Here is a 16659-nt window from a genome sequence, read left to right on the forward strand (position 1 = left end):
CACCAGTCGCTTGCTCCACGGTTCCTTCTCAAAGGTGTTCAGCGACGATCTTGGCGCACGGTCCGGCTCGCGTCCGGGAACCCACGGCTTTCGGCGAGGATGGCTCAATCGGGACGGAGCATGGCGCGTTCGAAGGGCGCGCGGGGCGCGTGCCGCGAGCCCGGCCCGACCCGATCGGCATGCGCCACGCCCCCCTTGGGGTGCGCGGTTCATTCGCCCGGCGCGTGGCGCCGGTTCCACAGCGTACGAGCGGCCTGTACGTACGCCGCGGCGCGCGCCGCGTGTCCGCGCGGCGGCGGCTGCTCGGCGAGGCGTTCGTACACCTCGACCATGCGGTCGACGAACCGGCGTCCCCGCACGGTGAGATCACCCGATCCGACGAGCGCGGGCAGGACGGCGCCGACCTGTGCCTGATACCGCGCGTGCCGCTCCCAGGCGGCGTCCCGGCGGGTGGGAAGGGTGGCGGCGAGCGCGCTGCGCTGGAAGAAGTCCGCCAGCGCGAGGTGGGAGTAGGCACCCTGCAACAGACCGTCGTACGGGCGCGGATCGGGACGCCAGGGTGCGAAGTGCCGTGCTGCCGGAGTCGCGTGATGGAGCGTCATCATGTCGCTGAGCGCGGCGAGTTTGGTGTGCTGGATCTCGTGGACGAGGGTGGCCGCGAACGCGGTCGCCGTCGCCGGCGCGCTGCTGAGGACGGCGCCGAAGGCCTCGCGCCGGGTGCCGCTGCAACTGCCGCCCGCCCCGCCGGCCGAGCCGGGCGGGGCGGCCAGCGGGACCAGACAGCGCAGCAGGGTCACCGCTTCCGCGAGCCGGTGTTCGCCTCCCGCCCCGAGCGCCGCGGCGGTGCCCGACCAGGTGTGCAGCCAGTGCTTGCGGTCGGCTTCGTCCAGGCACGCCGGGCCGCTCAGGGTCCCGGGACGGGGTCCGCGGCGGGCGGTCCGGTACGGGTCGAGGTCGTCGAGCGGCACGGGGGCGGAGCCCGGCACCAGACCTGGCAGCGTGTACGCGGACGTCCAGGCCGCCGACTCCGACCAGGCACCGGCGCCGCTCTGGAGGTGGACGGCCACGTCGGCCTCGCCGGGCCGCCGGAGCGTCAGGCGCCCGCGCCGGTGCACGACGGTCACCTCCGCCTCCGGCGAAGCGGAGCCGCCGGTGCGCAGCGCGCCGAGCGAGGGCAGCGCCAGCACGCCGCCGTGGGCCGTCAGCCGTACCCTGTAGGGCACCCCGGCGCGGGCGGCGGCGACGGCGGCGAGCGCCCCGAAGTGCGCCAGCGCACGGGCCTGTTCACGGGTGTCCCGGCCGGGAGAGTGGCCCGCTCCGGACCCGAGCGCGCGCAGGGCGTCCCTGGCCCAGGGGCCGATGAACGGGTGGAGAAGAAGGGCCCGGACAGGGGACGGTGAAGGCCGGTTCCCGGGGGCCTCGTCCGCCTCGGACACCGGCAGGAGGCCGACGGGCCCGTGCCGCTCCAGTCGTTCGGCCTCCTCCAGGAGGGACCAGTCCTCGCGCAGCCGGGTCAGCGCGCCGGCGGGGCAGGCGTCAGGGGCGGCCGACTCGGCGGCGTCGAGGACCGCGCGGAGCAGGAGCAGCCGTCGGGTGTGCTGGTCGCGGACGAGGAGCCCGAGGGTCTCGGGGCCGCCTTCGGTGCGGCCGAGTTCGTCCACGACCCGTTCCGGGACCGCCGGCAGGATCACGGGACATCTCCCTCGGAGGCGGCGGGGACGGCCGGGTCGACCGGTACGGCGGGGGCGACGGGGTCGGCCGGAACGGCGGGGACGGCCTCCGTGAGCCTTCGCGCGACATGGCGGATGAAGCGCTGGAGGTCGGCGCAGTACACGGACGGGTTGGCGAAGCCGTGTCCGGCCCGGTATCGATGCGCGTAGTGTCCGCCGCCGCACACGGCGAGGAGGGGGCAGGCCCGGCAGCACGCGGCCAGCGAGGCGGCGCCCGCCTGGCGTGCCGCGACGCCGGGGTGGCTCAGGGCCTGGTCGAAACTGTTCCGGAAGACGTCGAGGCCGGTCCTGGCCGCCCCCTCGTAACAGGACTTGAGGGAGTCGACCTGCTCGATGGAGCCGTCCGTCTCGACGACGACGGCGTCGAAGGGTGCGAGGCCGAGGGACTCGGTGGCGGCGGGCAGCCCGAGGAGCAGGGCGACGCACTCCTCGAAGAGCCGCACCCGCGTCTCACGTCGCCCGGCCCGCCACCAGCGGTCGAAGACGGCGCACAGCCAGTCGCCGTAGGGAGTTCCCGGGCCCTCCCGGTGCGGTGGCCGCGCGGACCAGTTGCCGTGCGGGAGGAGCAGGTCGAGGGCCGGTGGCCGGAGCGCGAGCAGTGACTCGTACAGCTCGACCGGGTCCGTCGCGGGGTCGACGACGGTGAGGATCCCGGCGTACGCCTCCGGCCGGCGCTCGGCGATCAGGCGTGCGCCGCGCGCGGCGGCGGGCCAGGACGGGCGGCCGGCGTGGTCGGTGCGCGCCGTGTTGTGCCCGGCCAGGCCGCCGTCCAGGCTGATGCCGACGCGGATGCCGTTCCGGGCCAGGACGGCGAGCCGTCGCTCGGTGAGCAGGGTGGCGTTGGTCTGGACGGTGGCGTGCACGGTGCAGTCGTCCGGGACCCGGTCGCGCACGAGGCCGGTGAACCGGGCCAGGGTGTCCACTCCGGCCAGCAGCGGTTCGCCGCCGTGCAGGACCAGCGAGAGGGCCCTCGTGCCGTGGGCGGCGGCGTGTTCGCCGATCCGCGTCGCGGTGCGTTCCAGGACGCCGGGCGGGGCGGCGGCTGGACGCTCGCGCCAGCTCCGGTCGGGGCCCTCGTAGAGGTAGCAGTAGCGGCAGGCGAGGTTGCAGCGGCCGTGCATCTTGACGATGAACTGCCGGAAGGGAAAAGGCGGATCGGGCGCTACACGCGCGTGGTCTGCCCGACCGGGGCCTGCCCGACCGGGGCCTTCATAAGCGGGGCCTTCATAAGCGGGGCCCTCACACGCGAGCCGTTCGGCGTGCGGAGCCGAGGTCATGGGGTTCGGTTCCGGTGCCGGGGAGGTCGCCTCTGCAGACACTCCGGCACCCCCATGGTGTACGGCCGCACGATCCCACGCCGCGAACCGCGCCACGGCCCCCTGCCCGTACCGGGCGGCATTCCCGGCCCCGCCCCGGCCACAAACACCGGCCGTCCGAAGTTGTCCGGTTCAACCGCACGGCGGGCCGGAAGTGAGTCCACGGAAGGCACCCGGCCGGAGGGCACGGTGAACGGCACCGGTACGAAACAGGGTCCGGTGGGGCCGGATCGCGCTTCAGAAAGCGTTGTTGAACCCCCACAGAATCTCGCTCGACTCCTCGGAACGAGTTCGCAGATCGGCCAAGACCGCTTCCAACACCGGGTGTTGGACGGTCCGCAACCGCGCGAGGTCGAGGTCCAGCAAATCGGGGGCGGGGAGATCCGCGAGGTCCGGTGTGCCGGTCAGAGAGACGGGGTCCGGTGTGCCGGCCGGGGACGCGGGGGTCGGTGTCATGGCCGGGCCGGACCACGCGGCTCCGAACTCCGGCGCCCGTGCGGGACCATGGGTCTGCGAGCGGCCCTCGTCGATACCAGGCCCCAGGGTCTGCGAGCTGTCCGCGTCGATTCCCGGCCCCGGGTTCTGCAAGCCGTCCGCGTCGATCCCCGGCCCCGAAGTCTGCGACCAGTCCACGCCGGTCCCCGGACCCGGTGTCTGCGAGCGGTCCGCGCCGGTTTCCGGACCCGGAGTCCGTGACCCGTCCGGATCGGTACCCGGAGGCGGGGTCTGGGAGCGGTTCCCCGGTGCGTCGCGGTCCTGTGTGCTGCCGTTCCGTATGTCGTCGCGTCGGCCCATGTCTTCTTCCTCCGCTTTCCTGCCTCCGCCCCGGCGGCCGCCGGCGGGCGCTCCTCACTCCAGTTCGGCCAGCCGCTGTGCCGTCTGCCGGGCCGTGGGCTCGCCCGTGCTCGCGACACCGTCCGGCAGCCTGGACCACTCGGTCCGTGCGGCCCGGTAGGCCTCGCGCGCGGCACGCGGGCGCGCCGCCGCTTCGTAGGACATACCCCGCCAGTGCTGTGCCCGAGCGGCCAGTTCCACGGCCTCCTGGCGCGTGCGTTCCGTCGCGGCCTCGTCCTCGGCCTCGCGGGCCGACTCGGCCGCGGCCCGGAAGGCGTCGATGGCCTCGTCGAGCCGTGCCTTGCGGCCGAGGCTCTGGTACGCCTCGAACTGCGCCTGTCCGAGCTCCAGCCAGCAGCGGGCTGTGGTGAGCGGCGGGCCGTTCTCCAGGGCCGCGAGGCCGAGGAGGTGCTCGGCCTCCCGCAGGTCGACCCGGTCGCCGCGGGCGCGGTAACGCAGCATCAGCGCACGGCCGAGCAGCAGCAGGCGGTATCCGAGTTCGGTACTGCCCGTGGGCGTCTCCGTACGGCAGTCCCGCAGCACCCGGATCGCCCGGTACAGGGATTCGCCCGGGGCGCGTCCGCTGTCGAGCACGGCGTGCCGCAGCAGGGCCTCGCCCCATTCCGCGAGCACGTCCGCGTGTGCGGGGGCGTCCCTGGGCACTCCGCGGGAGGCCTGCTCGAACCGGGCTGCGGCGTCCTGGAGTTCGCGTGGGTCGCCCGAGTCGGCGTACCGGGCGACGTGGATGCGTCCGGCGCGCACCAGCAGGGCGGAGCGCAGTCCCTGTTCGCGGGTCAGGCCGAGCGCCTCGTCGACATGGGCCCGGGCGTCGTCCAGCGAGCCGCCCGACCTCAGGAGCGCGTCGACGAGGTCGAGGAGGATGCGGACGCGCGAGGACTCGGCGTCCGCGTTCTCGGAGCCGGTCTCCAGGGCGGCGCGCAGGGAGTGCGCGCCCTGTTCGGCGTACACCTTGGCCTGTTCGTGGTCGGCCGTGGCGCCCGACAGGCGCAGCAGGACGCGGCCGTGGGCGAGCGGGAGTTCCGAGGGGCGGCTTCGCGGGTCGGGCCAGGCGTCGGCGAACGCCTCCAGCATGCCGACCGCGCCCTGGAGGAGCGCGCTGTCGCCGCCGAGGCGCCACTGCGCCTCCAGCGCCCGTACCCGTTCCAGCGTCAGCCGCAGCGCCTCGGTGGCGTCCAGGTCGGGCGCGGCGCAGGCCACCGCGTACTCGCGGTCGGCGCGTTGCAGCAGGTCGAGGGCGCCGCGCCGGTCGCCGCGCCGCCTGCGGTCGGTGGCGGCGGCGTGCAGGACCCTGGCCAGGACGGCCCGCTCGCGCAGGGCCCGGGGGTGCGCGACGGCGCGTTCGGCGGCGGTCTCGGCCTCGCGCAGCAGGTCGGCGCCGCCCTGCACCTCCCACAGCAGCAGTACGCAGTTGGCGTACTCGGCCCACAGTTCCGGGTCGGCGCCGGGGAGCGGTTCGTGTTCGGTCGCGCCGCGCAGCAGTTGTACGGCGTCGATGAGGTCCTGCACCATGCGGTCGCTGCCGAACTGGCCGGCCAGCGAGCGGGCCCGGAGCACCGCGGGGTGGGCGGGCCGCCGGTCGGCCTGGTCGTCGGGGCCGCGGGCGGGCGCGTAGCCGGCGAAGTGTTCCGGCAGCGGCATGAACCGCTCCAGCACCCGTGCCGCGACCTCGGCGAAGGGCTGGGGTACGAGGGTGGCGCCGCCGTTGTCGCCGTTCTCGCCCGGGTATCCGGCGCCGGGTGAGAACGGCGGTCCCGAGCCGCTCTCGCCGAGCTGTGCGAGGGCCAGGGCGGGGAAGTTGGGGCCGCCCTTGCCGAAGCGGTGCTCGATGTACTCGGAGCAGTGCTTGAGCACCAGCATGGCCTCGTCGAGACCCAGCGGGGACAGCAGGGCTTCCTGCGCGCCGGGCGCGAACTCGTACCACTGGGTGCCGTCGGCGCCGTACTCCTCGGTCCTGGTGCGGGAGACGAGGCCGCTGAGCAGGACTTCGGCCAGTTCGGACGGCCCGGAGCCGGGGAGCATGGTGCGCTGGACGAGCTGCATGACGGGGAGGCTGAGCGGGGCGGCGGCGAGATAGCCGGCGAGCCGCCCTGCGGTCTTGGAGGCGTTGGAGCGGAAGCGGCTGACCAGTTCGAGGCCGGACACGCGGCGTCCGGGCCGGGTGCTCGGGGCGGGCTCGTGGTGTCCGCGTACCCAGCCGACGGCGCCGGCCACGGGTCCCGCGCCTGCTCCGGACAGCAGTCGCGCCCAGGCGCCGAGCGCGACGGGCTCGGGCGGCAGGACGGGCACCGGGAGCGCGCCGCCGTGTGCCTCCGGCGGGGTGCCCGCGGGCAGCCTGACCTTCAGGGTGGCGGCGCCCGCGAGTGCCTCGCCGCGCGTCAGTTCGCCGTACGACACCGGAAGCCGGGTGCGGTTCCACATGCGCTGCGGCAGCGGCTGGAGCACGGCGGCGGGGCCGAGGCGGGACAGGCGGTGCAGGAGCCGGTGTGCGTGGCCGCTGTGCCACAGGGGGCCCGCGCAGTCGCTGACGAGGAGGGTGACGCGGCGGCCGGTGGGGTCGCTCAGCCGGTCGGCGGAGTGCAGGGGGGCCACGCCGGGGTCGGGGCTGCGGCTGACGGCGCACTCGCCGTCCGGGCCCTGGTGGAGGTGGCTGACCTGGATGTCACGGAAGGCGCCCAGCCGGCCGAAGACCTGCTCCAGTTCGGCGAACATGCGGTCCCACACGCGCATGGACGAGGAGGCGTCCATGACCAGCTGGAGCGCGGCGTCGGCGCGGGTCACCCCGCGGAACACCGGGAGGACCAGCCCGCCGGCGCGGGCGGTCCGTTCGGCGGTCGCGGTCTCGTCGAGGACGGTGCGCAGGGGTGGCGCGGCGGCGCGGTAGCCCTGCAACGGGCGTAATGCGCGCTGGAGTTCGAGGGGGGAAGGGAAGGCGGGCGCGGCCGGTACGCCGACCGGCAGCACCGCCGACCGGCCCTGCCCGTAGCCGCGCGCCGCGCCGTCGCGCGGCAACGGGTACAGCGCGACGCGCCGGTCCGTCTCGGTGTCCCGCCAGGCCGGTCCCGGCCCGTCGCCGGGCGGTGGCCGTTCGTCTCCCCGCGCGTCCGGGCGCACGGCCGCGGGGTCCTCGGCCGTCGTCCCGCGGCCGGGCGGCGGGACGCTCCCCGGCCCGTTCTCGGCCGGGTCCGTCGGGCGCGACCAGCGCGCCAGCCACAGCGCGTCGGCCAGTTGCCGGGCATCGGGATCCAGCCCGGTCCGCCGTATCCGGGCGATGAGTTCGGCGATCGGGTCGCCGCCGGGCATCAGCGCGTCACCTCGGGCGGTCGAGTCGCTGGATGAGCAGGTCCGCGAGCCGGTCGCGGCTGGGCGGGGCCGCGGCGTCGGTGAGGTAGATGGCGTTCAACAGCTGGTCGGCGGCGACGAGTTCGCTGCGCGAGCGCTCCAGGAAGTGGGTGATCAGATCGTCCCCGGCCCGCGCCGCCTCGTCGCCCAGGTGGGCGCGTACGAAGGTGGCGAGCCGCTTGTGGTCGGGGCGGCCCAGTTCCAGGTGGATGCAGCGGCGCATCAGCGGGGCGGGGAAGTCGCGCTCGCCGTTGCTGGTGAGCACCACGAAGGGGAAGGCCCGGCAGCGCACCCGGCCGTCGCGCACCCGCGCCTTGGTGCCGTCGGCGGTGAGCACCGCGGCCTCACCGCCGGGCAGCCGGTCGGCGACGCGTTCCAGTTCGGGGATCGCGAACTCGCCCTCCTCCAGGACGTTCAGCAGGTCGTTGGGCAGGTCGATGTCGCTCTTGTCCAGCTCGTCGATGAGCAGCACCCGCGGGGTCTCGGAGGGCAGCAGCGCGGTGCCGAGCGGGCCGAGCCGGATGTAGCCGCCGATGCCCTCGACGGAACCGGGGGCACCGGGAGCGGCCGGGTCGCCTCCGTGCGGCGCGGCGAGCTGCACGTCCTGGAGCCGGGCGATCGCGTCGTAGTGGTAGAGCCCGTCCTGGAGCGTGGACCGGCTGACGATCGGCCAGCGCAGCACGTTGCCGAGGCCGAGTTCGTACGCCACCGAGTGCGCGAGCGTGCTCTTGCCCGCGCCGGGGCTGCCGGTGACCAGCAGGGGCCGGCGCAGATAGAGCGCCGCGTTGATCATTTCGAGTTCCTCGGCGCCGGGCCTGTGCAGTTCGGCCAGATGCCGGTGCGCGCCCAGCCTGCGGTCCTCGGAACCGTCCGCGTCGGCCCCGGCGGCGTGCCGGGACGCGAAGTCGCGCCAAGGCGGCGGGGCCGGAAGCCGGTCCAGGCCGTCGTGGGGTTCGCCTGCGCCTCGGTAGATGAGCCACTCGCTGGAATCGGTCATTGCCCAGTCCTCGTCGTCACTCGTCCACCCCGGCAACCGTCGATCGTCGCCTCACCGTATCGATCCGCGGGTGACCCCGTAAGGTCCCAAGAGGGGCTCGCGGCAGCCCACTTCGGCCTGTTCCCGGCATCATGCGACAGCGGGTCCACCGTTGCGGTCATGGCGCCTCCAGCAGGTCTCCGGTTCCGGGCAGGGGGCGGCGCGGATCGTCGTAGAACAGGGCGATCCCGTGGGCCCAGTAGGTCTCGGGCCGGCCCTCGCTCAGTCCGGCCCGCAGGGCGTGCACCAGTCCGGGCAGTCGGTCCGCGCCGCCCGCGCCCGCCACCGTGTCACCGGCTCTTCGGTGGAACTCTCCGCAGACCGCGTCGGACTGGCCGCGCCAGCGCCGCCACAGCGCGACGCCGTATCCGCCGTGCACGATCCGGACGATGGCGACCGGGTCGTCCTCGAAGCGGTGGTCGCCGTAGCGGCAGAGCACCGGAACCGTCTTGTGCGGCAGGCCGCGCAGCGACTCCGCCGCCGGTACCGGTACCCGCAATCCGTCCTCGCAGTCGAGGACTTCGGCCTGGGCGCCGTGCGCGTGGATCCACCGCCAGCGGGCCTCCCGCTCGTGCTGCTCCTCGTCGGCGGGGAGCGGCTTCGCGCCCCGGGCGGCCGTGTCGGCCGGTTCGGGCAGCTGTTCCCGGTCGGCGCAGCGCACGACGACGGGCCGTTGGGCGCCGAGCGGCGCCTCGTCGGGTCCGAGCCGCCAGGCGTCGACGTCGAGTCCGAGCAGCAGATGGGGCAGCGCCACCTGGAGGTCGGCGGGCCCTCCGGGTTCGTCGCACTGCCGGAAGGCCTCCGTCAGGGGCGTCGCGAGCACGGCCGGCAGCTCCTCCAGCGGGGTCCGCTCGCCGTCGCGCAGCCGCACCACCTCCCCGGTCGGCCGGCCCACCGAGACGTGCCAGTCGCAGCGGCCCGGCTCCCAGCCGAGCTGCTCCAGTTCTAGCAGGACGAAGAGACGGGGCGCACGGTCGGCGCCGTGCGCGGCGGCATGCGCCGCCTCTGCTTCCGCCACCGGGGGGACGCGGGGCGCCAGCTGGAGCCGTTCGATCCACTGCTGGCCGAGACGGCGCCGGTAGGCGGGGCCCGGACGGCCCTCGGCGGTCTGCCGCACCCACTCCCACAGCGCCCGTTCGGCGGCCCGGGTGCCCGGCGTGACGAAGGGGCGTTCCGCGGACATCGCCCGCATGGCGTAGTCGAGCACGAGGTCGAGGGCGGCGTCCTGGCGCGAGCTCTCGTACAGCGCGCCGAGTCCGTCCCGCCAGCCGCGCGGTGCCGGGTGCGGGATCGCCGCCCGGTCGCCCAGCAGGGATTCGAGCAGGCCGAGCAGGGCGCGGGTGCTGACCGGCGGCGGCAGATCGGCGAGCCGGCCGAGCAGCTGGGTCCGCTCCTCGGGGCTGAGGGCCCGGCCGGGCCGGGCGCCGAGCTGGTTCTGGACGTCGGCCCAGGTGCTGCGGTCGGTGTCCGGGTGGCGCTGCCGGTCCCGGTGGTAGCGGTCGTGGGCGTGGAAGACGGCGTGGTACGGGTCGTGGTGCTCGGCGGCCGTCTCCTCGGCCGGCACCGGCAGGGACCGCAGCTGCTCCACGCCCGTGCAGGTGCCGCCGAGCCCCCGGTCGGTGCGCGACTTCAGGACGCCGACGACCTCACCGCGTACGGGGTCGACGACCGGCCCGCCCGAGACGCCGGGCGGCAGCACGTCGCCGCCGAGGCGGATCTGCTCGTCGTCGGACCAGCCGCCGAGCGTGCCCTGGACCGTACAGGTGCCGCTCAGCCGGCGCAGCTCCCCGCCGACCACGGACCAGCCGGAGTAGAGGACGACCGACTCCTCGTAGTAGCCGGCCGGGCGTTCGGTCACGTACGCGCAGTCGTGGTCCACCGGCTCGCGCAGCCGTACCAGGGCGAGGTCGGGGGACGGCCAGGTGCCCCGCGCGGGAAGCCCGGCGCGGTCCGGGAGGACCGTGGCGACCTCGCCGGTGACGGCGGACGTGCCGCGGCCCGGCCCCCTCTCGTACACCACCCTCACCTCGTTCCCCTCCCCGCTCCGGACCACATGCGCGCAGGTCAGAACCCAGTTCGGAGCGATGAAGAAGCCGCTCCCGAGGAACGTGCCGGGTTCGTCGAGGGCATACCCGGGGTCCGCGCGATGGATGCGCACGGTGGCGGCCATGACGAGTTCACGCAGCGCACGGTGAGCGTTCCCGGGGCCGCCCGGTGCGCCCGGGGCGTGCCCGTCCGTCATGCTCCGGCCCCGCCGGAGGGGTCGGTGGCGCCGCCGTGCGCCGGGGCGCCGGAGGGCGCGCCCGCGTGTGGGGCGGCCCCGTCCCCGCCCAGGTCGGGCGGACCGCCGTTCCAGGTGAGCGTCACCGTGATGGCAGCCTTGGCCTCGCCGTCCGCGAGCAGTCCGACGACCTTGCCTGCCTTGGCCGTGAGCTCGATGCCGAACTCGACGCTGACCTCGTCGGGCCGTACCGCGCGCAGCGGGGCGGCGAGCGAGCGGGCTACGCCGGTGATCACCGACTGAAGGCTCTCGACCTGCGCCTCGACGCGCTCCGCGAACCCGACGTCCGTCAGCGACAGCTCGCCGCCGGGATCCTCCAGTTCGTCCGCGCCCGAGATCCTGGCCCACACCGGTGTTCCGTCGGGCATCTCGATCCGTGCGATGCGCGTCACCGCGTCGCTCATGGCATCCCCCGTTCCCCCACGCCCCCGTGGTTCGAGCCGACCTTGCAGGCTAGCGGCCGGGGCCCGAGCACGACAGGGGCCCTCCACGGGCCCCTCGCCCCCGCCTATCCTTTTCCCAGCGTTCCACTTCCCTTTCACCCACGGAGCACCATCCATGTACTTCACCGACCGCGGCATCGAGGAACTTGAGAAGCGGCGCGGCGAGGAAGAGGTCACCTTCGAGTGGCTCGCCGAGCAGTTGCGTACGTTCGTCGACCTCAACCCGGACTTCGAGGTGCCGGTGGAGCGGCTGGCGACCTGGCTGGCCCGGCTCGACGACGAGGACGAGGACGACGAGTAGGAGCGGGAGCCCGGGGCGGTTCCCGCCCGGAGCCGCTCAGTCGTAGGCGCGCAGGTGGTCGTACGCCAGGCCGAGGGCGCCGCGCAGCGTCAGGACCGCGCCGACGACGATCCAGCCGCCGCTGCGACGCCTTATCCCCCAGGCGGTCAGCGGGAGGCCGACGGCCAGCTGGGCCCCGGCGAGACCGCGGGCCCTCGGGCCGCGCAGCCAGGGCCCGAGACCGCCGCTCTCCACGACGTCGAGTTCGGCGCCCACGGCGGCACGCCAGCCGGTCCACTCGATCTGCTCGGCGTCCGGCAGGATCCGGACCACGTCACGGAGCCGGTCGGCGGGCTCGCCGGGTTCGACACCCGCCGGGAGAAGCACTCCCGCGCGCGTGAGGACGGCGAGCAACCCGCTCACGCGCGCGTGCGCGTCGGCCACCGGGTCGGGCTGTGTCAGCGGTTCCAGCGACTGCATGTCGAGCACCGGGTCGAGGCCCAGCCGGGAGGCGAAGGTGTGCATCGCCTCGTCCTCTCCGACCGGGGTGCCGTTCGCCAGCCATTCGTAGCCCACGGTGCGGCGGAAGCCCGAGGCCAGGGTGAAGCCACTGCGGTCGGTGTCCCACCAGAGCGCGAGGACGGGCCAGGGCGCGCCGACGGCGAGTGCCGCGGCCCAGCCGGTGAGCACGCGGTCGACGGGTTCCGCGCCGTCCTGCCAGGGCTTGCCCTCAGGGACCAGCACGCTCCAGTCGGGTCCCGCCCCGGCGAGCAGCATCCGCTCGCGCAGCAGCTGGACGGCGGGACCGACCGACTCGGGACGGGCCCGGCACAACAGCAGGGCGCCCGGGGGCGGACGGTCGTCCCGGGGCGCGCCGGAGGTAGTCGACATAGCCCCACTTTAGGGCGATTTGCCCATTTCGATGCACCAATGATCCCCAGAACGGGTGTCTTGACTTTCCGTATCCGCGATATATCGTGAATACGTGAGACGCGATATGGCGCGTCGAGCTCGGGCTCGCACGAGGGTCCGGCCCGGTCGAGGAGGTCTGCACCATGTCCGAGTGGTCCGTGACAGAGCCGAAGAAGCTCGCCTTCGACGGCCCAGTGCAGACGCTGCACGTACGCATCGTCAACGGAACAGTGAACGTCGTGGGGACCGACGAGGGTTCCGCCCGGCTGGAAGTGTCCGAGTTGGACGGCCCCCCGCTCCAGGTGACCCAGGAGGGCGGCACGCTCACGGTGGCCTACGAGGACCTTCCCTGGAAGGGCTTCCTCAAGTGGCTGGACCGCAAGGGCTGGCGCCGTGCGGCCGTGGTCTCCCTGGCGGTCCCGGCGGGCACGCACGTCGAGGTGGGCGTGGTCGGCGCCGCCGCCGTCGTCTCGGGGACGGACGGCAGGGTCCAGGTGAAGGGCGTCACCGGCGACACCACGCTCGTCCGCGTCTCCGGCCCCGTGCGCGTGGAGACCGTCTCGGGGAACCTGGAGGCCCAGGCCGTCACCGGCGACCTCCGCTTCAACTCGGTCTCCGGCGACCTGACCGTCGTCGAGGGATCCGGCTCCTCCGTGCGGGCCGAGTCGGTGAGCGGCTCGATGATCGTGGACCTCGACGCCACGGGTTCGCCCACCGACGTCCGGCTGTCGAACGTCTCGGGCGAGATCGCGATCCGGCTCCCCCACCCCGCGGACGCCGAGGTGGAGGCCAACACCGCGAGCGGCAGCGTCTCCAGCGCCTTCGAGGACCTGCGGGTCACCGGCCAGTGGGGCGCCAAGAAGATCACCGGCCGTCTCGGCGCGGGCAACGGCAGGCTGAGGGCGATGACCGTCTCCGGCTCCATCGCCCTGCTGCGCAGGCCCCCGGCGGAGGACGAGCCGTACGAGGACGCTCCCGAACCCCGGGACACGGCCACGGCCCCTCCGGCCGGCCCCGACACGACCGCGGACACCACAGCGCGCGACACCGCGGACGCCACGGCGAGCGACTTGGCGAAGGGCACGGCGAGCGGCGCGGCGGACGCCACATCCGGCGGCACGGCTGACGCGGCTCCGGACGAGACCGCCGACGGGGATGCCACCGAGGGCCGGCCGGCCGACTCCTCGACCGACAAGAAGGTGCTCTGACATGGCCCCCGTCTTCGCCCACGGCCGACTGCGCCTGTATCTCCTCAAGCTGCTGGACGAGGCCCCGCGCCACGGATACGAGGTGATCCGGCTCCTGGAGGAGCGGTTCCAGGGCCTGTACGCGCCCTCGGCGGGCACCGTCTACCCCCGGCTGGCGAAGCTGGAGGCCGAGGGACTCGTCACGCACACCTCCGAGGGCGGCCGCAAGGTGTACGCGATCACCGACGCGGGCCGCGCCGAACTGGCCGACCGCAGCGGCGAACTGGCCGATCTGGAGCTGGAGATCCGCGAGTCCGTCGCCGAGCTCGCGGCGGAGATCCGCGCGGATGTCCGGGGCGCGGCAGGCGATCTGCGCCGCGAGATGCTGGCGGCGGCCACGGAGGCGCGCCGCGGCCCCTCGTCCGGCCCCCGGCCGAAGCACGACGATCCGGCGGGCGGGTCCGGCGGTCCTGACGACTTCCAGGACAGGGAGTCGTGGCGGGCGGCGAAGGAGGAGATGCGGCGCGTCCGCCATGAGTGGAAGGAGCAGGCCCGCCGCGCGAAGGACGAGAGCCGCCGTGCCCGCGACGAGGCACAGCGCGCCCGCCGCCAGGCCAAGGAGGCGCAGGAGAAGGCCCGCGCGCAGGCCCAGGAGGAGATGCAGCGCATGGCCAAGCGCGTCCAGGACCAGGTGCAGGACCACTTCGCGCGCGGGGACTGGCCGACCGGGGTGCGTGAGGGGCTGACCGAACTGGCCAAGGAGTTCGGCGACTTCGGGAAGAACTTCGGCAAGGACCTGGGGAAGGACCTCGGCAAGGAGTTCGGCTTCGGCCGTACGCCGTCCGGAGCGCCCGTGGAACCGGAGTACTCGACGACGCCCGAGGATTTCCCCGCCGAGTACGAACCGGCCTGGGCCCACGAGGACTCCACGGGCAACCCCGCCCGGGACCTAGACCGGCTGCTGGACCGCTTCCGCGACGACATTCGCGACGCGTCCCGCGACCACGGCGTGACCGAGGATCAACTCCGCGACATCCGGAGCCACTTGTCGACGGCGGCGGCCCACATCGGCTCGGCACTGCGGAGCGGGCGACCGTAGTCCCCCTGCGGTTCTCACACCCCGGCCGCCCGGGTCGGCGGGGCCGCGCACCTGGCCCCGCCGCCCCGGTCGTCACCGGCCGAACACCCGGCGACTCGCGCCTCACCCCGCCTGCGCCGCGCCGTCCGCGCCGTCCGCGCCGTCCGCCCCGGTCCCGCCGTATAGCACCCGTGTCACCGATTCGTGGGTGACGCCGTGGTCGGCCAGTGCCTCGGCGGCGACACCGCCCCGCAGAGTGATCGCCAGCAGCAGGTGCTCGTCGCCGATGTGCCGGTCCCCTCGGGCGGCGGCGATCCGCAGAGCCCGTACGAGTACGTCCTTCGCCTCCTGTCCGAAGGGCCGGCGCCGGACGCGCCTGCCGTTCCCGCCCCGCCCGCCCGACTCCAGCGCCCCTTCTCCGTGAGCCTCCTCGATCCGGGAGACGATCTCGGACAGGTCGATACCGAGGCCGGAGAGGGCGTCCGCGTCGGCACGCGAGAGCCCGCCCCTGCGCCGCGCCTCGGCGAGATCCCGCTCCAGTGGCTCCCGGAAGCCGGGCGCCCCCAGCGAGGCCAGGGCGAAGGAACCCCGGCTGCCCTCCCGGTCCAGGAGGGCCAGCAGCATGTGCTCCTCCTCGACGGTCCCGGCCCCCACCCGCTCGGAGTGCGACACCGCGCCCTCGACCACGGCCCGCGCGTCCTTCGTGAAGCGCTCGAACATCACTGCCTCCCGTACTTCTTGTGCACGGCCTGCCTGCTGACTCCGAGCTCCGCGGCGATCTCCTGCCACGACCAGCCCTGATTGCGCGCACTGCGCACCTGTACCGCCTCCAACTGCTCCAGCAGCCTCCGCAGCGCGGAGACCGCCCGCAGCCCGATCCGCGGATCGCGATCACCCGCGCGCTCGGCAAGATCCGTTGCTTCGGTCATGACGTCAACCTACGTTGACGGCTCCCCGGTGTCAACCAAAATTGACACGCGGGGACGCCGCGCCCGGCCGGTCCACGCCCCCGGACATGCGAACGGCGGGCCCGGAGAACCCGGACCCGCCGTTCACCCGTCCCGCGACCCCGGGTTTCAGCCCGCGGTCAGCACGATCTTGCCGAACAGATCGCCGGACTCCAGCCGCTCGAACCCCTCGCGGGCCCGGTCGAGCGGCAGCACCTCGTCGACGACGGGCCGCACACCGGTGGCCGCGCAGAAGGCCAGCAGATCCTCCAGCTCGTCCTTCGTGCCCATGGTCGAGCCGACCACCTTGAGCTCGAGGAAGAAGATCCGCGTCAGCTCGGCGTGCGAGGGCCGGTCGCCGCTGGTGGCGCCCGAGATGACGACGGTTCCGCCGGGACGCAGCGACTTGACCGAGTGCGACCAGGTGGCGGCGCCGACCGTCTCGATGACGGCGTCCACCCGCTGCGGCAGCCGCGCCCCGGGCTCCAGCGCCTCGACGGCTCCGAGTTCGCGCGCCCGCTTCCGCTTGGCCTCGTCACGGCTGGTGGCGAAGACCCGCAGCCCGGCGGCCTTCCCGAGCACGATCGCGGCGGTGGCCACGCCCCCGCCCGCACCCTGGACGAGCACGGAGTCGCCGGGCCGCACCCCGGCGTTGGTGAAGAGCATGCGGTACGCCGTCAGCCACGCGGTCGGCAGACAGGCGGCCTCCTCGAAGGACAGTTCCTTCGGCTTCGGCAGAACGTTCCACGACGGTACGGAGACCTGCTCGGCGAAGGTGCCCTGGTAGCGCTCGGTGAGGATGGAGCGGGGCTCGTCGGGGCCGACCCCGTGCCCGCTCTGGCCGATGACGGAGTGCAGGACGACCTCGTTGCCGTCCTCGTCGATTCCGGCGGCGTCGCAGCCGAGGATCATCGGCAGCTTGTCCTCGGCGAGGCCGACCCCGCGCAGCGACCACAGATCATGGTGATTGAGGGAGGCGGCCCGTACGTTCACGGTCGTCCAGCCCGGCCTCTGTCCGGGGGCCGGGCGCTCCCCCAACTCCAGGCCGTTCAGCGGCTGGTCACGGTCGATTCGGGCGGCATAGGCAGCGAACATGACCTTGACGATAGGTCCCGCCCCCGGCCTGGGGAACCGCCTTCCGCTGTGACACGTCCCCCACCGACCGGGTGGCCCCGCGCACAGCCCTTCTTCGCCCCTTCCGCCCTGCCCGTCCCGTAGCGCGGGCGCCGCCCCCGGACGACCGCTTCGGCCTGAC

The 16659-nt window shown here is 74.3% G+C and carries 14 protein-coding genes; 3 read left to right on the plus strand and 11 right to left on the minus strand.

What is annotated here, in order from left to right; translation table 11 throughout:
• Positions 1-209: 209 nt before the first annotated feature.
• The 7 genes from ABZV42_RS18610 to ABZV42_RS18640 form a co-directional block, all read right to left on the minus strand.
• Positions 210-1688: an HEXXH motif-containing putative peptide modification protein gene (locus ABZV42_RS18610; protein WP_355981720.1), complete on the minus strand. Its 1479-nt coding sequence runs from the start codon at positions 1686-1688 to the stop codon at positions 210-212.
• The gene (locus ABZV42_RS18615; protein ID WP_356052840.1) at positions 1688-2860 is read right to left on the minus strand and encodes an FxsB family cyclophane-forming radical SAM/SPASM peptide maturase; all 1173 of its coding nucleotides are present in this window, start codon (positions 2858-2860) and stop codon (positions 1688-1690) included. The genes ABZV42_RS18610 and ABZV42_RS18615 overlap by 1 nt, the downstream gene beginning before the upstream one ends.
• A gap of 423 nt (positions 2861-3283) precedes the next feature.
• Positions 3284-3679: an FxSxx-COOH cyclophane-containing RiPP peptide gene (fxsA, locus tag ABZV42_RS18620; protein ID WP_356052733.1), complete on the minus strand. Its 396-nt coding sequence runs from the start codon at positions 3677-3679 to the stop codon at positions 3284-3286.
• A gap of 216 nt (positions 3680-3895) precedes the next feature.
• Positions 3896-7201, minus strand: coding sequence for an SAV_2336 N-terminal domain-related protein (locus tag ABZV42_RS18625; RefSeq protein ID WP_356052735.1), 3306 nt, complete (start codon positions 7199-7201; stop codon positions 3896-3898).
• A gap of 7 nt (positions 7202-7208) precedes the next feature.
• The gene (locus ABZV42_RS18630) at positions 7209-8237 is read right to left on the minus strand and encodes a MoxR family ATPase (protein ID WP_355981373.1); all 1029 of its coding nucleotides are present in this window, start codon (positions 8235-8237) and stop codon (positions 7209-7211) included.
• A 157-nt stretch (positions 8238-8394) separates the two neighbouring features.
• Complete coding sequence (locus ABZV42_RS18635) at positions 8395-10518, minus strand: trypsin-like peptidase domain-containing protein (protein ID WP_356052737.1); 2124 nt, start codon at positions 10516-10518, stop codon at positions 8395-8397.
• The gene (locus ABZV42_RS18640) at positions 10515-10961 is read right to left on the minus strand and encodes a CU044_2847 family protein (RefSeq protein ID WP_355981368.1); all 447 of its coding nucleotides are present in this window, start codon (positions 10959-10961) and stop codon (positions 10515-10517) included. The genes ABZV42_RS18635 and ABZV42_RS18640 overlap by 4 nt, the downstream gene beginning before the upstream one ends.
• A gap of 154 nt (positions 10962-11115) precedes the next feature.
• On the opposite strand from ABZV42_RS18640, the gene ABZV42_RS18645 reads away from it, so the two are divergent.
• Positions 11116-11301, plus strand: coding sequence for a DUF6104 family protein (locus tag ABZV42_RS18645; protein WP_007266501.1), 186 nt, complete (start codon positions 11116-11118; stop codon positions 11299-11301).
• Positions 11302-11337: 36 nt separating this feature from the next.
• Here ABZV42_RS18645 and ABZV42_RS18650 read toward each other — a convergent pair whose 3' ends face one another.
• Entirely contained in the window at positions 11338-12171 is an 834-nt protein-coding gene (locus ABZV42_RS18650) for a hypothetical protein (RefSeq protein ID WP_356052740.1), read from the minus strand.
• 164 nt (positions 12172-12335) lie between these two features.
• On the opposite strand from ABZV42_RS18650, the gene ABZV42_RS18655 reads away from it, so the two are divergent.
• Together ABZV42_RS18655 and ABZV42_RS18660 are read left to right on the plus strand one after the other, a co-directional pair.
• Entirely contained in the window at positions 12336-13400 is a 1065-nt protein-coding gene (locus ABZV42_RS18655) for a DUF4097 family beta strand repeat-containing protein (RefSeq protein WP_356052742.1), read from the plus strand.
• 1 nt (position 13401) lies between these two features.
• Positions 13402-14478: a helix-turn-helix transcriptional regulator gene (locus tag ABZV42_RS18660; protein WP_356052744.1), complete on the plus strand. Its 1077-nt coding sequence runs from the start codon at positions 13402-13404 to the stop codon at positions 14476-14478.
• A gap of 102 nt (positions 14479-14580) precedes the next feature.
• Here ABZV42_RS18660 and ABZV42_RS18665 read toward each other — a convergent pair whose 3' ends face one another.
• The 3 genes from ABZV42_RS18665 to ABZV42_RS18675 all read right to left on the minus strand — a co-directional run bounded on the left by ABZV42_RS18665 (position 14581) and on the right by ABZV42_RS18675 (position 16499).
• Positions 14581-15177, minus strand: coding sequence for a Clp protease N-terminal domain-containing protein (locus tag ABZV42_RS18665; RefSeq protein WP_356052745.1), 597 nt, complete (start codon positions 15175-15177; stop codon positions 14581-14583).
• Complete coding sequence (locus tag ABZV42_RS18670; protein WP_010984411.1) at positions 15177-15386, minus strand: helix-turn-helix domain-containing protein; 210 nt, start codon at positions 15384-15386, stop codon at positions 15177-15179. The genes ABZV42_RS18665 and ABZV42_RS18670 overlap by 1 nt, the downstream gene beginning before the upstream one ends.
• Before the next feature lie 147 nt (positions 15387-15533).
• Positions 15534-16499, minus strand: coding sequence for a zinc-binding dehydrogenase (locus ABZV42_RS18675; protein WP_355981353.1), 966 nt, complete (start codon positions 16497-16499; stop codon positions 15534-15536).
• Positions 16500-16659: the final 160 nt, after the last annotated feature.

Origin of the sequence: Streptomyces sp. NPDC005281 (assembly GCF_040607495.1) — a bacterium.
Classification (GTDB): domain Bacteria; phylum Actinomycetota; class Actinomycetes; order Streptomycetales; family Streptomycetaceae; genus Streptomyces.

Coding starts and splice junctions, on each gene's coding strand:
- ABZV42_RS18625 (WP_356052735.1), bottom strand. CDS start 7,201: ATGCCCGGCGGCGACCCGATCGCCGAACTCATCGCCCGGATACGGCGG.
- ABZV42_RS18630 (WP_355981373.1), bottom strand. CDS start 8,237: ATGACCGATTCCAGCGAGTGGCTCATCTACCGAGGCGCAGGCGAACCC.
- ABZV42_RS18635 (WP_356052737.1), bottom strand. CDS start 10,518: ATGACGGACGGGCACGCCCCGGGCGCACCGGGCGGCCCCGGGAACGCT.
- ABZV42_RS18640 (WP_355981368.1), bottom strand. CDS start 10,961: ATGAGCGACGCGGTGACGCGCATCGCACGGATCGAGATGCCCGACGGA.
- ABZV42_RS18645 (WP_007266501.1), top strand. CDS start 11,116: ATGTACTTCACCGACCGCGGCATCGAGGAACTTGAGAAGCGGCGCGGC.
- ABZV42_RS18650 (WP_356052740.1), bottom strand. CDS start 12,171: ATGTCGACTACCTCCGGCGCGCCCCGGGACGACCGTCCGCCCCCGGGC.
- ABZV42_RS18655 (WP_356052742.1), top strand. CDS start 12,336: ATGTCCGAGTGGTCCGTGACAGAGCCGAAGAAGCTCGCCTTCGACGGC.
- ABZV42_RS18660 (WP_356052744.1), top strand. CDS start 13,402: ATGGCCCCCGTCTTCGCCCACGGCCGACTGCGCCTGTATCTCCTCAAG.
- ABZV42_RS18665 (WP_356052745.1), bottom strand. CDS start 15,177: ATGTTCGAGCGCTTCACGAAGGACGCGCGGGCCGTGGTCGAGGGCGCG.
- ABZV42_RS18670 (WP_010984411.1), bottom strand. CDS start 15,386: ATGACCGAAGCAACGGATCTTGCCGAGCGCGCGGGTGATCGCGATCCG.
- ABZV42_RS18675 (WP_355981353.1), bottom strand. CDS start 16,499: ATGTTCGCTGCCTATGCCGCCCGAATCGACCGTGACCAGCCGCTGAAC.